Consider the following 12696-nt stretch of genomic DNA (forward strand, 5'->3'; position numbering starts at 1 on the left):
CGTCCGGGTTTCTCAGAGCACGACGGTCGGCGTGACGACGGTGCGGCGGTGCGCGCCCGCACCGAGGTGCACGAGGATCTGCGTGGTCCCGCACGGAACGCGCTCGAGCACGAAGCGGCCGCCCTCGTCGGTCTCGGTCGCGAACGTGCCCGCGTCGGCGACTCGGACCTCCACCTCGTACTCGCCAGCGGGCGCGAGCCAGCCGTCGATCCGGTGCACCTTCCCGATCTTGGTCAGGTTGATCATCACGGTGAGGTCGCTGACCGTGAACGTGATCGTCCCGGTCGCCGTGCTGCGCACGCCGGCCAGTTCGTCGAGCCGTTCCCAGCGCGCGACCTCGACGTCGAGGTTCTCGAGTTCGAGCGCGAACTGGACCCGCTGCACCAGATCGTCCGGCGGCGGGTCGAGCTCGTCGAGGAACCGGCCGATATCGGCCAAAATGGTTTCGTCGTCCGGAATCGCGTTGCCGTGTCCCGGCCGACCGACGTTGTCGCTCACCGGTCACCCCCTTCTCCTGCAAGCAGATCGCGCATCGAGTCGAGGCAGCGGCCCCGGGTGGGACCGACGCTGCCGCGCGGCATCTGCATGGCCTCGGCGACCGCTCGGTACTCCGCGCGTCCCGCGAGAACCGTCAGCCGCAACAGCTCCTGGCAGCGATCCGGCAACCGGAGGAAGGCGCGCCAGACCCGGCGGTCGCGATCGGCGCGAACGGCTTCCTCCTCAGGAGCCGGATGATCGCTCTCGAGCGTCGCAGCGACCTCGTCGCTGAGCGGCACCGGCTGCAAGCGCCGCCCGTAAGGACGCGTCGCCTCGCGGCGGGTGGTGGTGATCAGCCACGCGGCGAGCGCACGCGGGTCGCGCAGCTTCGCCAGTTGGCTGAACAGTGCGAGCCAGACCGTCTGGACCACGTCCTCGGCCAGTTGCCGGTCCAGACCGTTCGCGCGCGCGACATGCCACACGAGCGGGGTGAGCTCTTCCACGAGTTTCGCCATGGCGCGCCGATCACCGCCCCGAGCCGCCTCCATGCAGGCGGCGTGCAGATCGGCGCCGGTCAAGCCCTCCCAGGGCGGGTCTACCTCGGTGGTATGCACGTCGGTCACCGTAGCTGCCTCCCTCCGGAGCCGCGTTGACCTGGGCAGCAGAGCCCAGCGCCGTGTCGGCGCGGACCCGGTCGCGGCCGGCCCGTTCGCTGGCCGGTCCCCGGAACGATGGTGGATCGCTGTGGTCGTCACTGCTCTTCGGGTGGGGTCGTTGATGCGACTGATGCCCGCGGGCCCGAGGGGGCCCGTGGGTGGTGCCTGAGCTGGTGGATTCGGTCGGTTGCCTGACGGTCTCATGAGAGAGGAGCGGCCAAGCAGTACTCAGATACCTCGATCTCTGACTTTTTTGAAGAAATTTTTCGGCGCTCGGCGCGGGCCGCGTTTCCGCAGGCAGTGGCTAGCTGCCCCGGCCAGGACCCGGGGCACCCGGGGCGACTCTCGCCGAACGCGACCGGCCCCCAATACCCCTCGCATCCGACGGCCCGACCCTGCCCTGCCGCGGACCCGCGTCGCCACGGCCCGGTCCTGCCGGGGCTCGCCTCGCCTCGCCGCGGCCCGACCCTGCCTCGGTCCGCGCACCGTCCCGGCCGGACAGATCCCTCCCCAGGATCGGCCCGCCCGGGCCGGCCGCGCGCCCGGACTGGAGGGTTCGCGTGCCCGTCGGGCCGAGTGGATTCCCCTCCCTGAATCCACTCGGCTGACGGACCCGCGAACCGGTTCCCGGCCTTCCCGGAGCGGCGCCGCCGCACCGGTTCGTCACGCAACCGGCCGAGCCCGGTCAGCGCGGCGGTTCCCTCCCCGGAACCACCCCGCCGGCTTATTGCTTCGCCAGGTCGGGTTTCGCGGCGCGCCGGCTCGGCCGTGGACAGCGGCCGATCCGTTGCGCTGGCCGGAGAAGGCCGCGTACCGGCCGGCGCGAGCGGTGCGCCCGCACCGGCCGATACGTCCTCCCCCATCGGGACCCCGCTCCCCACCGGGGTCCCGCCGGACGGAATTCCTCCCCGAATCCGCCCGGCCGACGACGTCCGGCAGCCCCCTCGGCTCCCGGATGCCGTCCGTCTGGCTATTTCACGTTGCCGCGTTCGTCCAACGGCTCGTGGTTGCTGTTCGGGCTGATCGTCCCGCCTTCCGGACGCGGCACCGGGGGCTTGGCGACCGGCTGCGTCGTGGTGGTCGGCGTGCGTTCATCGTTCTGATCCGCAGGCATCTGAGCCCTCCCTGTGACCTCGGTTCGCCCCATAGGACGCACCCAGGATGCTTCCAGATACACGGAGCGCCGAAGTTTTCCGACTTTTTCGGATCGGACGATCAGGAAGGCCGCCGCAACTCCCCCGGATGCCATCCCGCTGTGACGGCGGGTAACTCTTTCGCGAGCGCGGCGGCCCACGCGCGGTAGCCGGTCGGACCGGGGTGGAATCGGTCGCTGGCGAACATGTCCGGCTTGAGCAGGCCGGACGCCAGCGGGACGTAGCGCACGCCAGGGAGCCGTACGAGCGAGCGCGCTGCCCGATCGAGTGCGGCCGACCAGGCGCCCAGCACATCCCGGAGCGGACGCGGCAACGACGGGAAGCTGCCGAGCGGCGGTACTCCGGCGAGCACGATCGGGACATCGCCGATCCGCCGGCGGACTTCGATGACGATCTTCAGCAGATCCCGCCGGTAGCGTGCGGCGGAGCGCAGCTCCAGGGTGTCGTTCACACCGAGGACGACGACCACCGCATCGGCTGGCTGGATGCGCGGGACCAGCTCGTCGAGCACCACTCGGGCCGAAGCTCCCGTGCTGCCCAGCGCTTGCCATCGCACCGCGCGTCCGGACGCGGCGATCGCGGACGCGAGTTGGCCGGTGAGCGCTTCGGCGTGGGTGGGCGCTCCGACACCGTCCACCGTCGACTCGCCGATGACGGCGAGCCGGAACGGAGGTCCGGTGCCGAGCGCGCCCGCGGTCGGCCCGGCGGCCCCGGGGAGCCGCGGAGTCGCCCGGCGCACTCGAACCGCCTGCACCGCGAGCACTGGCGTGAGCAGGAAGAGGAGGAACAGCCGAAGAACTGCCATGCCCGCGACAGTAGCGACAGGCACCGACAAACCGGGGCGGGCGACGGGAGTTGTCCACAGGGCGAGCAAGTTGTGGACAACTCTGGGGATACTTTGCCGCGAACTCGGGGAACGCGTGTTGAACTGCGCGGGAACGGGGATTCAGCGCGGTAGCGCGGTGGTTCGCAGAGCGATGACCAGGGAAGAGATCGGCGATTGCCGGCAGTTGTGCACAGCCACCCGCACCGCCCGTGTCTCACCCCTGCGCGATAGACACCGTCTTCCCCGCCAACTCGTCCTCGCCGATCGCGTCCAGCAAGAACCGGGCCACCTCCGCCCGTGAGATCTGGAAGCTGCCTCGCACATCTGCCCCTACCCGGCTGCGTACGCGGCCCCGGGCTGGGCCGTTCGTCAGCCTCGTCGGGCGGACGATCGTCCATCGCACGTCCGGTTCCGCGTGCAGCACCGCTTCCATCTCCCGCAGGTCGGCATACGCGTTGCGCAGCACCGCTCCCAGCAGCGGCTTCAGCACGAACCGCGCTGGCAGGCTGTCTCCGGGCGCGGGCAGACCAGAGGCGCTCACCACCACGAACCGCGTCGACGAACCGCGCAATGCCGACACCACGGCTCGCGCGCCGTCCGCGTTGACGGTCGTCGGATTGCGGTCGCCTGGGCCCAGCGCGAGCACCACGGCGTCTCGGCCGGTCACCGCATCGGTCAGGGCTGCCCCGGTCAGCGAAGGGCGCTCGGCGACGTCCAGCCGAGAGTGCGCGGGAACGGCCAGCCGCGAGGCGGCACGGACTACCGCGGTGACATGCCAGCCGCGGGCCAGAGCTTCCCGCACGGCGAGTCCGCCGGTTCGGCCGGTCGCACCCAGGACGGTGATCTTCATCGGGAAACCTCCACGGCCAACAGGGGTGAGTGTTTACTCACCAGGTAGGGTAAGTGAACACTCACCCCGCTGAGAAGTCCTCAGGGAGCAAGTACATGGGAAGTCGCGAGGAGATCGTCGCCGCCGCCGCGGCGGTGATGCGGGAGCAGGGGTACGCGCACGCCACGACCAAGGCGATCGCGCAGGCGTCCGGCTACTCGGAAGCCTTGCTGTACAAACACTTCAAAGACAAGACCGCACTGTTCCTCGCCGTGCTCAAGGAAGAGCTGCCAGACCTCGCCGCCACCGCGGCCAGGCTGGCCGAGGAACCCGGGAAGGCCGGCGTCCAGGACAATCTCGCTGAACTGGCGGCGACCGCACTGGCCTTCTACTGCGCGAGTTTTCCGATCTCCGTCTCGATCTTCTCCTCGCGCGACCTGCTGCGCACTCACCGGGAGAGCCTCGAAAACGGCCCCGGCACGGCGATCGGGCTCGTGGCCGGCTACTTCGCCGCCGAGGTCAGGCTGGGCAGGCTGCCGCGCGACACCGACGTGGACGCGACCGCCCGGCTGCTGCTCGGCGCGTGTTTCCAGGAAGCGTTCCTCGCGTCCTTCGAGGAGCGGCCGCCGGAACCAGACCTCGCTATCCGGCTCGCCGCGGCGATCGCCGGTTAGCTGCGCGCTTTACGCATCTCATGCCAGCGGTCGTACATCTTGTCGACCTCGACCAGCATGAACGCCAGGAAGTCCCGCATCTCCGCCAGCCGTTTCCCAGCCGGCGTGTCCTGGCCGAGCGCCTCGATGCCTTCCGAGGCCGCGTCGCGCCACATGATCAGGAAGCGGTCGCGCTTGAGGAAGGTCGCGTACCAGAGGTCGTCGTAGAGCCGGTAGTGGTCGCGGCGCTCACCAGGTTCGCGGACCTTCGTGACCAGGCCGACCTGGTCCAGATACCGCACCGCGCCGGAGATCGCGGCCGGGCTCACCGACAACTGCTCCGCCAGCTCGGCAGCGGTCAGCTGCCCGGAATCCGTCGTCATCAGTGCCGCGAAGACTCGGGCGGACATGCGCTGCATGCCGATCTGGGCCATCACGAGACCCAGGCTCTCGACGTATCGGCGGACGGCGTCCTCGTCACGTTCCGTCTCAGGCGTCGTCATCTGTCCATCCTCTCCCACCGCATCCGGGAGGATCACTCGGTCCAGACATTTTCTTAACTTCACAACTTCGTGAAATAAGTGTAGCTTTCAAGTCATGGGAAACGCCATCTCGATCTCCGGCCTGCACAAGGCATTCGGCCGGGTGCAGGCCCTCGACGGCCTCGATCTTCAGGTTCCCGCGGGGGAAGTACACGGATTCCTCGGCCCGAACGGCGCCGGGAAGTCCACCACCATCCGGGTGCTGCTCGGGCTGCTGCACGCCGACGCCGGCGAGGTCCGGCTGCTCGACGGCGACCCGTGGCGGGACGCGGCGAGCCTGCACCAGCGGCTCGCCTACGTCCCCGGCGACGTCAATCTCTGGCCCAATCTCTCCGGCGGCGAAGTCATCGACCTGCTCGGCCGGCTGCGCGGCGGCCTCGACCAGAAGCGCCGCAAGGAACTCGTCGAGCGGTTCGACCTCGACCCGCGCAAGAAAGGCCGCACCTACTCCAAGGGCAACCGGCAGAAGGTCGCCATCGTCGCCGCCCTCGCGTCCACTGTGGACCTGCTGCTGCTCGACGAGCCGACCTCCGGCCTCGACCCGCTGATGGAGGCCACCTTCCAGGAGGTCATCCAGGAGGAACGCGCGCAGGGCCGCACCGTGCTGCTGTCCAGCCACATCCTCGCCGAGGTGGAAGCCTTGTGCGACAAGGTGAGCATCATCCGAAGCGGCCGCACCGTCGAGACCGGCACGCTCGCGCAGCTGCGCCACCTCACCCGCACCTCCATCGCCGCCGAGCTGGCCGGACCGCCGAACGGGCTGGCCAAGCTCGCCGACGTGCACGACCTCAAGGTAGAGGGCAACCGCGTCCGTTTCGACGTGGAGACGCGCTCGCTCGACGACGCGCTGCGCCAGCTGACCCAGATCGGCGTGCGCAGCCTGGAGAGCCGTCCGCCCACGCTGGAAGAGCTGTTCCTGCGCCACTACGCGGACGAGCTGAAGCCCAGCGAGGCACAGAAATGACCGGCGCGCTGGTCGGCACCCGGCAGCTGATCCGGTTGGCGCTGCGCCGGGACCGGGTGATCCTGCCGATCTGGATCGTGCTGCTCAGCATCGTCCCGGCGGCCACGGTGAGCAGTTACGACCAGTTCTATCCGACCGCCGCGAGCCGCGCCGGGCTCGTCGCGTCCGCCGCCGCGAACCCGTCGTTCGCGCTGCTCTACGGCCCGGCGTTCAACCTCGGCACGGCCGGCGGGTTCATCGCCTGGCGCATGGGCGGCTTCCTGGCCCTGCTGACCGGGCTGATGGCGGTCTTCACGCTCACCCGGCACACGCGCGCCGAGGAGGACTCCGGGCGCGCGGAACTGCTGGCGTCCACGGTGGTCGGCCGGTACGCGCCGCTCACCGCAGCGATCGCTGTCACCGGCGGCGCGAGCGTCCTGATCGGCCTGCTGCAAGCGGTCACGCTTGGCTCGAAGGTTCCCGCCGGGGGCGCGGCGGCGCTCGGCGCGAGCATCGCGCTCGCTGGTCTGGTGTTCACCGGTGTCGCCGCCGTGGCCGTCCAGCTCGGCGAGTATTCGCGCACTGCCAACGGGATCGGCACCGCCGTGCTGGGGGTCGCGTTCTTGTTGCGCGGCGCGGGAGATTCGACCGCCGACGCGCACTGGCTGTCGTGGCTCTCCCCGCTCGGCTGGGCGCAGCAGATCCGGCCGTTCGCCGGGGAACGCTGGTGGGTGCTGGCATTGCCGGCCGCGACCACGCTCGTGCTGCTCGCCGTCGCCTTCACGCTGCTGCCGCGTCGGGACGTCGGGGTGGGCCTGATCCCGCCCCGACTCGGCCGGGCCGAAGCCGCACCGTCGTTGCAGTCGCCGATCTCGCTGGCCTGGCGCCTGCAACGGGGTCCGTTGTTCGGCTGGCTGGCCGGGCTGGCGATCGGCGGCGCGCTGTTCGGAACGATCGCGCAGGGCATCTCCGGCCTGGTCGGCGACACTCCGCAAGCCAAGGAGATCTTCGAACGGCTCGGCGGCGCGCACGGCATGGTCGACGCGTTCCTCGCGACGATGGTGAGCCTGTTCGCCATGCTGGCTTCGCTTTACGGCGTGCAGGCGACGCTCCGGATGCGCGCTGAGGAAACCGCGATCCGCCTCGAACCGCTGCTGGCCACGCGGGTCGGCCGGCTCCGCTGGGCCGGCAGCCACCTGGTGTTCGCCTTCCTCGGCAGCGCGCTGCTCGTGCTCGTCGGCGGCGTGCTTCTCGGCCTGACGAACGGGTTGCGCGGCGGCGATGTCGCGGACTCGGTGGGGAACACGTTCGAGGCGGTAGCAGTGCAGGTGCCCGCCGCCTGGGTGATCATCGCGGTGGCCACGTTGCTCTTCGGGGCACTGCCGAAGAGCGCGACCGCCGCGTGGGGTGTGGCCGCACTGGCGTTGCTGATCAGCATGTTCGGCCCGGTCGTCAACGCGCCGCAGCTGGTGCTGGACGTTTCGCCGTTCCAGCACCCGCCGAAGGTGCCCGGACAGGCGCTTACCGCGGTGCCGCTGGTGGCGTTGCTCGCGGTGTCCGCGGTGGTACTCGGGGCCGCGCTAGCCGGGTGGCGGCGGCGCGACGTCGGCTGACGTCAGCCGTCGGAGCCCGGGGAGGCGAAAACGCTCGTCGGGCTCAGCGAAGTCGGCGGAGGCGACGATGGGCTCGACGGAGTCGGCGTGACCGAGATCGTCGCCGTCGTGGTGCGCGGTGCCGGGGGCGGCGCGCGATGAGTGACGGTGACCGGCGGCAGAGGGAGGCCGGTCACCGTCACCGTCACTTGCTCCGCGGAAGGCGCGGGCGACGACGGCACGGAGGTCTGGCTGGTTGGCTGCGGAGTGCGACCGGCGACCAGGAGCGCGGCGACCAGCAGACCGCCAGCGACTCCGGCGAGCCCAGTCACGACGACGTAACCCCAGGTGGGAGCGGTGTCCGACATTCCGGCACCTCCTCGCCGCGCGTCAGTCGGCTACGAGGATCTCGTCGCGTTGATCATAGGCTCCGTTACACAGAGTGCAAGTTGAGTGGCACAGACTCAACTTAGGTAATACTGGTGATATGAAGGGGGTTCTCGGCGCGCCGGACTTCCGGCGGCTCTGGCTCGCCGACGCGCTCAGCCAGGTCGGCGACCGCATCGATTTCCTGGTGATTCCGCTGCTCGCGACCACCACGCTCGCCGCTTCCGTGATCGAGGTTTCGCTGCTGCGGACGCTGAGCACGCTGCCCTACCTGCTGATCGGGTTGCCGGCAGGCGCGTGGTGCGACCGGATGCGGAGCAGACCGGTGCTGGTCGCCGCCGACGTCGGCCGGGCGCTGCTGATCGGCTCGCTTCCGATCGCCGCCCTGTCCGGGTCGCTGACGCTGGGTCACCTGTACGCGGTCGTACTGCTGACCGGCGCGTTCAGCGTGTTTTTCAACGTCGCGCACCAGACCTGCCTGCCGCAGCTGGTCGAGCGCGACCAGCTGCCGGAAGCGAACGCGCGGCTGCAGACGAACCTGTCGGTCGCCGCGATCTCCGGCCCCGGACTCGGCGGCCTGATCGTGCAGTTCGCCGGGAGCGCCGGTGCGATCGCGGTCGACGCGCTGACCTACGTCTGGTCCGCGCTGTGGCTGCGTCGCATCCGCACCCCGGACGCGTTGCCCGAGCCGGCCGAACGCAACCTGCGCCGCGAGATCGGCGAAGGGCTGCGAATCCTGCTGCACAGCCCGATCCTGCGAGCGATCGCCGTCCACAGTGCGGTGTCGAGCCTGTTTCAGTCCATGTTCATGGCGGTGTCCATGGTGTTCGTCGTCCGCGACATGCACCTCGCGCCGTACGCGATCGGCCTGCTCGGCACCCTCTTCCTGACCGGCGCACTGCTGGCGAGCGCAGTCGCGCGCCCACTCGGCACCCGCTTCGGTGCCGCGCAGGCGCTTTATCTCGGTGCGGCCGTGTACAGCGTTTCGTTTCTGCTGGCTGCGTTTGCGACGCCGGGATGGGGCCTCGTCTGGTGGGTTCTCGGCAATGCCGGGTCCAGCTTCGGAATCATCGTGCTGAACGTGTACACGACGAGTTTCCGGCAGGCGATCACGCCGCGGCACCTGCTGGGACGCGTCTCTTCGGTCTCACAAACGCTTGTCTTCGGCGTCGCGCCGATCGGCAGCCTGGTCGGCGGGTTGATCGCCGAACTCACCACAACTCGGGTCACGCTGTACGTGTGCGGCATCGGAATCCTCGCCGCATCAGCGATTCTGCTCGCTTCGCCGCTTCGCGGGATGCGTGATCTGCCGAGCTAGACCTTGCGCAAACCGTCCAACAGCACGCGCACGAGGTGCCGACTGTCCGGCGTAAACCTCTCCACGGCGAGCGCGCCGACGATGAGCGCCCGCAGGTCCTCACCGTCGATGTCCTCACGTACCGCACCTGCAGCTTGCGCGCGCTCCAAAAGCGCCGTGAGGTTCACGCGGAACCTCTCAGCAGCCTCCGCCTTGTACGCCGAACCGCTGGCCTCGCCGAGCGCTTCGCAGATCGCGCGGTTGCGAGACGCCTGCTCGATGACGCGGGTGAAGAAGCCGAAGAACGCTTCCCCCGGGGCACCCGAGTCGATCAGTTCCTGCGCCTCGACGCCGAACTGTTCCAGCCGTTCCACGACGACCGCCTGGAACAACGCTTCCTTGCTGGGGAAATGGCGATAGACCGTGCCCGCACCGACGCCGGCCAGCCGCGCGATGTCGTCCAACGGCACGGCGAGCCCGTCCGCCGCGAACGCCGTCTCGGCAGCAGCCAGCACACGAGCGCGATTCCGGCGCGCGTCCGCGCGGAGCACCGGCTTGTCCACCGGCCGCCTCCTCTGATCCCAGTTCGGATGTGTCGACCGATTCTTCCCTGGAACGATCTGCGCCGCTTCGGACCGTGTCCCAGATCTCCAGTCCGTCATTGACAACCGGAGTAAGCACTCCGTATTGTCAAAACGGGTGCACCGTTCCGATTATCCGCCAGTCTTCCCGAAAGGGTTCCGATGACCCGCACTGTGTCCGAAGTGGCCAAGATCTTCGCCGAGGCGTTGAGTGCGCTCGACGCCTCGGCACTGGCCGGCGTCCTCGCCGAAGACGCCGTCTACTCCGTGCCGTTCACCGGCCACCGTTCAGTCGGCCGAGACGCCGTCCTGGCCACCCTCGACGCCGGCGGCAAGACGGCCGCCTCGATCGGTCTGACCAAGGTGGACGTGACGACCACCGAAACCGCCGACGGATTCACCCTCGAACTCGTCGCGGAAGGGCGGAATCCGCACACCGGCCACAGCTATCGCCTCCCTTCGTCCGCTGGGCTGCTGACCGTCCGGGACGGCGAGGTGACCGAATACCGCGACTACCCGAACACCGGTGCGGCGAGCGCGCTGATGGGAACCGCGGAGGTGTTCCAGCGGTTTCTCGACGCGTCGGTCGGCAACCGCTGGGACGACCTCGCGGACTGCTACGCCGAGGACGTGGTGATCGAGATCCCGTTCGCGCCGGCCGGGGTGCCGAAGGTGTCGGAAGGGCGGGAGCTCCTGCGCAAACGCTTTCACCAGGCCGGGGAGCGGCGGACGATCACCAAGGCGGACCGGGTCTCGGTGCACCGGACGAGCGATCCGGAAGTGCTGGTCGCAGAGTTCGACCTGCACGGCGTGCTCGACGGCAAGCAGTACGTGTCGTCCTACTGCCTGGTGATGACGGTGCGCGACGGCCAGATCGTGCGCTCCCGCGACTACTCCGGATCGCCGGTCTTCGACCCCAGCCCCGCCTGAAGTCCGTGAAGGGCCCCTTGCCGGAATCTGAGTCCCGCAAGGGGCCCTTCCCGGACCGGACCTGGGCAAAGGCAAAGCCGCGCGAGCCTCAGCGCGTCGCGGTTTGCGAAACCCCCGGCGTGAACAGGTGCTCCGCGGTCGCCATCGTCCAGTCCCACACGCCGGGCACCAGCAGCACGCCGACGAGGAAGAACAACGGGAACACCACCCGCGTCTCCACCTTCTTGCCGGTGTGCAGCCGCAACGGCTTGGGCGGGCGGATCTCGTACCAGGTCTCCCCCATGATCGGCAGCGGGAAGAGGTACGGACAGCCGGATTCGGTCAGCGAATCGCCGAGGCAATGCGTGAAACACCCGGCGGCGACGGCGACGCCGAGCCAGCCCGAGATGTCCGCCAGCTGCGCCGCCGGATCGGCCGGCGCGGTGAGCAGCCACCAGACCACGGCACCGCCGTAAACCAGCAGCAGCCAGTCGCCCAATGCGGAAATCGCGAGCAGCAAGCCGAACAGCAGGACGCCGAGCACGGCCCACTGGCCGCCGGCCGAGCAGCCGGCCGACGTGGCCGCGCCGAGGCCGACCGCGAACAGCAGCGTGTGCGAAAGGTGGCGGTGGGTGCCCTTCGACTTCTCGTCGCGCGGGCCCTTCGTCAGCGCGTACACCGCCGCGGACAGCCGCCGCAACAGCCAGGACAGTCCGCCGGTCAGCCAGCCGAACAGGCGGGTGGCGCTCGCGTGCGGATGGTCCAGGTCCGGCAGCAGTGCGAACCCGGCCGTGGTGGCGGCGAAAACCACCGCCTGGTGCACCGTGCCGACGCCGACCACTGGTGCCAAGGCGAGCCCCGCGCACCAGCCGGTCAGGGCGTGCGTGCGCCCCATCATGATGGTTGTCCCCCAGGTCGCGGGCCCATTTTCGCGGTCCGCGCGACCGTATCGGGAGATCAGGCCGGCGGTTCCTCCGACACGCTCAGGTGCTCGGCCACACCGGTGAGCTCGATCACCCGGCTGACCGCCGGACTGGGCACCACCTCGAGTTCGACCTTCCGCTCGCCCGCCTGCCGCTGGGCATGCAGGACGACGTTCAAGGCGGAGGAATCGAAGAAGGTCACGCCGGTCAGGTCGGCGACCACGCGCCGGGAGTTCTTGTCCGCGATCAGGTCGGCAAGAGCTTCCTGCAGCTGCGGGCTGGTGAGCAGATCGAGCTCACCCGTGACCACCACCCTCGGCTGGGCGGCCGCGGTGTCCAGCGTGATGCCGAATCCCGGCGGAGTGGCGTTCTGGTCGGCTGCGGGCATGCAGTTTCTCCTCGTCAGGCGCTGCACCTGCGCCGGTACGCGCCTGTGGTCTCAAGCGGCAACCGTGTCCCGGTCCCAAGCATCTGGAGACCCAACCCTAACCCAGCGGCTCGCGCTCGCCGCGTCGGCACTTGGCTACTCCTTGGCGCGGGCCTGGCACGCGGACGCCCGCTGCCCGCGCACCGCAGGTCGGCGCGCGGGCAGCGGGCGGGTCGGTTCAGGCGGACACGGTCTTGCGCTTCGCGCGCCGTTCGCGCATGAACAGCTCGCGGCGCTCGATCTCGCCGAGCCCTCCCCAGATCCCGTAGGGCTCTTGGACGGTCATCGCGTGCTCACGGCATTGCTTCAGCACCGGACAGGCGTGGCAGATCGCCTTCGCGCGCGACTCCCGGCGTTCGCGCGCGGAGCCACGCTCGTTGTCGGTATGGAAGAACAGGCTGCTGTCCGCGCCGCGGCACGAGCCGCGAAGCTGCCACTCCCACTCCTCTGCCACCACGTTGGGCAGCCGGCTCACATCAGCCATGTCGTCCCACCTCTCC

The 12696-nt window shown here is 69.7% G+C and carries 16 protein-coding genes; 5 read left to right on the plus strand and 11 right to left on the minus strand.

Features of this window, described 5'->3' with window-relative positions:
- Window positions 1-12: 12 nt before the first annotated feature.
- The 5 genes from AMYBE_RS0131045 to AMYBE_RS0131065 all read right to left on the minus strand — a co-directional run bounded on the left by AMYBE_RS0131045 (window position 13) and on the right by AMYBE_RS0131065 (window position 3963).
- A complete protein-coding gene (locus AMYBE_RS0131045; RefSeq protein WP_020663288.1) occupies window positions 13-498 on the minus strand; it encodes a hypothetical protein in 486 nt (161 codons plus the stop codon).
- Window positions 495-1100: an RNA polymerase sigma factor gene (locus AMYBE_RS0131050; protein WP_020663289.1), complete on the minus strand. Its 606-nt coding sequence runs from the start codon at window positions 1098-1100 to the stop codon at window positions 495-497. Before AMYBE_RS0131050 ends, AMYBE_RS0131045 begins: the two co-directional genes overlap by 4 nt.
- A gap of 1003 nt (window positions 1101-2103) precedes the next feature.
- Window positions 2104-2247: a hypothetical protein gene (locus AMYBE_RS45195; protein ID WP_020663290.1), complete on the minus strand. Its 144-nt coding sequence runs from the start codon at window positions 2245-2247 to the stop codon at window positions 2104-2106.
- 101 nt (window positions 2248-2348) lie between these two features.
- Window positions 2349-3092: an SGNH/GDSL hydrolase family protein gene (locus AMYBE_RS0131060; RefSeq protein WP_020663291.1), complete on the minus strand. Its 744-nt coding sequence runs from the start codon at window positions 3090-3092 to the stop codon at window positions 2349-2351.
- A gap of 235 nt (window positions 3093-3327) precedes the next feature.
- Complete coding sequence (locus AMYBE_RS0131065) at window positions 3328-3963, minus strand: NAD(P)-dependent oxidoreductase (RefSeq protein WP_020663292.1); 636 nt, start codon at window positions 3961-3963, stop codon at window positions 3328-3330.
- A 95-nt stretch (window positions 3964-4058) separates the two neighbouring features.
- Here AMYBE_RS0131065 and AMYBE_RS0131070 point away from each other — a divergent pair, with 95 nt between their 5' ends.
- Window positions 4059-4616 (plus strand): TetR/AcrR family transcriptional regulator, encoded by a 558-nt coding sequence (locus AMYBE_RS0131070; protein WP_020663293.1) that lies wholly within the window; start codon window positions 4059-4061, stop codon window positions 4614-4616.
- Here AMYBE_RS0131070 and AMYBE_RS0131075 read toward each other — a convergent pair.
- The gene (locus AMYBE_RS0131075; RefSeq protein WP_020663294.1) at window positions 4613-5098 is read right to left on the minus strand and encodes a GbsR/MarR family transcriptional regulator; all 486 of its coding nucleotides are present in this window, start codon (window positions 5096-5098) and stop codon (window positions 4613-4615) included. The genes AMYBE_RS0131070 and AMYBE_RS0131075 overlap by 4 nt on opposite strands.
- 94 nt (window positions 5099-5192) lie before the next feature.
- On the opposite strand from AMYBE_RS0131075, the gene AMYBE_RS0131080 reads away from it, so the two are divergent.
- Together AMYBE_RS0131080 and AMYBE_RS0131085 are read left to right on the plus strand one after the other, a co-directional pair.
- Window positions 5193-6101 carry an ABC transporter ATP-binding protein gene (locus AMYBE_RS0131080; RefSeq protein ID WP_020663295.1) on the plus strand — a complete coding sequence of 303 codons (909 nt, stop codon included), beginning with the start codon at window positions 5193-5195 and terminating at the stop codon, window positions 6099-6101.
- Window positions 6098-7693: an ABC transporter permease gene (locus tag AMYBE_RS0131085; RefSeq protein WP_020663296.1), complete on the plus strand. Its 1596-nt coding sequence runs from the start codon at window positions 6098-6100 to the stop codon at window positions 7691-7693. Before AMYBE_RS0131080 ends, AMYBE_RS0131085 begins: the two co-directional genes overlap by 4 nt.
- A gap of 2 nt (window positions 7694-7695) precedes the next feature.
- On the opposite strand, the gene AMYBE_RS0131090 is transcribed toward AMYBE_RS0131085, so the two are convergent.
- A complete protein-coding gene (locus tag AMYBE_RS0131090) occupies window positions 7696-8040 on the minus strand; it encodes a hypothetical protein (RefSeq protein WP_020663297.1) in 345 nt (114 codons plus the stop codon).
- Between the two features lie 119 nt (window positions 8041-8159).
- Between AMYBE_RS0131090 and AMYBE_RS0131095 the strand changes: the two genes are divergently transcribed.
- Window positions 8160-9377 (plus strand): MFS transporter, encoded by a 1218-nt coding sequence (locus AMYBE_RS0131095; RefSeq protein WP_020663298.1) that lies wholly within the window; start codon window positions 8160-8162, stop codon window positions 9375-9377.
- Here AMYBE_RS0131095 and AMYBE_RS0131100 read toward each other — a convergent pair.
- Window positions 9374-9919, minus strand: a complete 546-nt coding sequence (locus AMYBE_RS0131100; protein ID WP_020663299.1) for a TetR/AcrR family transcriptional regulator — start codon at window positions 9917-9919, stop codon at window positions 9374-9376. The genes AMYBE_RS0131095 and AMYBE_RS0131100 overlap by 4 nt on opposite strands.
- 180 nt (window positions 9920-10099) lie before the next feature.
- Between AMYBE_RS0131100 and AMYBE_RS0131105 the strand changes: the two genes are divergently transcribed.
- Complete coding sequence (locus AMYBE_RS0131105) at window positions 10100-10867, plus strand: nuclear transport factor 2 family protein (RefSeq protein WP_020663300.1); 768 nt, start codon at window positions 10100-10102, stop codon at window positions 10865-10867.
- An 88-nt stretch (window positions 10868-10955) separates the two neighbouring features.
- On the opposite strand, the gene AMYBE_RS0131110 is transcribed toward AMYBE_RS0131105, so the two are convergent.
- The 3 genes from AMYBE_RS0131110 to AMYBE_RS0131120 all read right to left on the minus strand — a co-directional run bounded on the left by AMYBE_RS0131110 (window position 10956) and on the right by AMYBE_RS0131120 (window position 12680).
- Window positions 10956-11741 carry a metal-dependent hydrolase gene (locus tag AMYBE_RS0131110; RefSeq protein ID WP_020663301.1) on the minus strand — a complete coding sequence of 262 codons (786 nt, stop codon included), beginning with the start codon at window positions 11739-11741 and terminating at the stop codon, window positions 10956-10958.
- 62 nt (window positions 11742-11803) lie between these two features.
- Window positions 11804-12157: an STAS domain-containing protein gene (locus AMYBE_RS0131115; protein ID WP_020663302.1), complete on the minus strand. Its 354-nt coding sequence runs from the start codon at window positions 12155-12157 to the stop codon at window positions 11804-11806.
- A gap of 217 nt (window positions 12158-12374) precedes the next feature.
- Window positions 12375-12680: a WhiB family transcriptional regulator gene (locus tag AMYBE_RS0131120; protein ID WP_020663303.1), complete on the minus strand. Its 306-nt coding sequence runs from the start codon at window positions 12678-12680 to the stop codon at window positions 12375-12377.
- Window positions 12681-12696: the final 16 nt, after the last annotated feature.

The organism is Amycolatopsis benzoatilytica AK 16/65 (assembly GCF_000383915.1).
In the GTDB taxonomy this organism is placed as follows: domain Bacteria; phylum Actinomycetota; class Actinomycetes; order Mycobacteriales; family Pseudonocardiaceae; genus Amycolatopsis; species Amycolatopsis benzoatilytica.

What these genes read in the sequence shown, in the direction of transcription:
- AMYBE_RS45195 (WP_020663290.1), bottom strand. Translation starts at nt 2,247, where the DNA reads ATGCCTGCGGATCAGAACGATGAACGCACGCCGACCACCACGACGCAG.
- AMYBE_RS0131060 (WP_020663291.1), bottom strand. Translation starts at nt 3,092, where the DNA reads ATGGCAGTTCTTCGGCTGTTCCTCCTCTTCCTGCTCACGCCAGTGCTC.
- AMYBE_RS0131065 (WP_020663292.1), bottom strand. Translation starts at nt 3,963, where the DNA reads ATGAAGATCACCGTCCTGGGTGCGACCGGCCGAACCGGCGGACTCGCC.
- AMYBE_RS0131070 (WP_020663293.1), top strand. Translation starts at nt 4,059, where the DNA reads ATGGGAAGTCGCGAGGAGATCGTCGCCGCCGCCGCGGCGGTGATGCGG.
- AMYBE_RS0131075 (WP_020663294.1), bottom strand. Translation starts at nt 5,098, where the DNA reads ATGACGACGCCTGAGACGGAACGTGACGAGGACGCCGTCCGCCGATAC.
- AMYBE_RS0131080 (WP_020663295.1), top strand. Translation starts at nt 5,193, where the DNA reads ATGGGAAACGCCATCTCGATCTCCGGCCTGCACAAGGCATTCGGCCGG.
- AMYBE_RS0131085 (WP_020663296.1), top strand. Translation starts at nt 6,098, where the DNA reads ATGACCGGCGCGCTGGTCGGCACCCGGCAGCTGATCCGGTTGGCGCTG.
- AMYBE_RS0131090 (WP_020663297.1), bottom strand. Translation starts at nt 8,040, where the DNA reads ATGTCGGACACCGCTCCCACCTGGGGTTACGTCGTCGTGACTGGGCTC.
- AMYBE_RS0131095 (WP_020663298.1), top strand. Translation starts at nt 8,160, where the DNA reads ATGAAGGGGGTTCTCGGCGCGCCGGACTTCCGGCGGCTCTGGCTCGCC.
- AMYBE_RS0131105 (WP_020663300.1), top strand. Translation starts at nt 10,100, where the DNA reads ATGACCCGCACTGTGTCCGAAGTGGCCAAGATCTTCGCCGAGGCGTTG.
- AMYBE_RS0131110 (WP_020663301.1), bottom strand. Translation starts at nt 11,741, where the DNA reads ATGGGGCGCACGCACGCCCTGACCGGCTGGTGCGCGGGGCTCGCCTTG.
- AMYBE_RS0131115 (WP_020663302.1), bottom strand. Translation starts at nt 12,157, where the DNA reads ATGCCCGCAGCCGACCAGAACGCCACTCCGCCGGGATTCGGCATCACG.
- AMYBE_RS0131120 (WP_020663303.1), bottom strand. Translation starts at nt 12,680, where the DNA reads ATGGCTGATGTGAGCCGGCTGCCCAACGTGGTGGCAGAGGAGTGGGAG.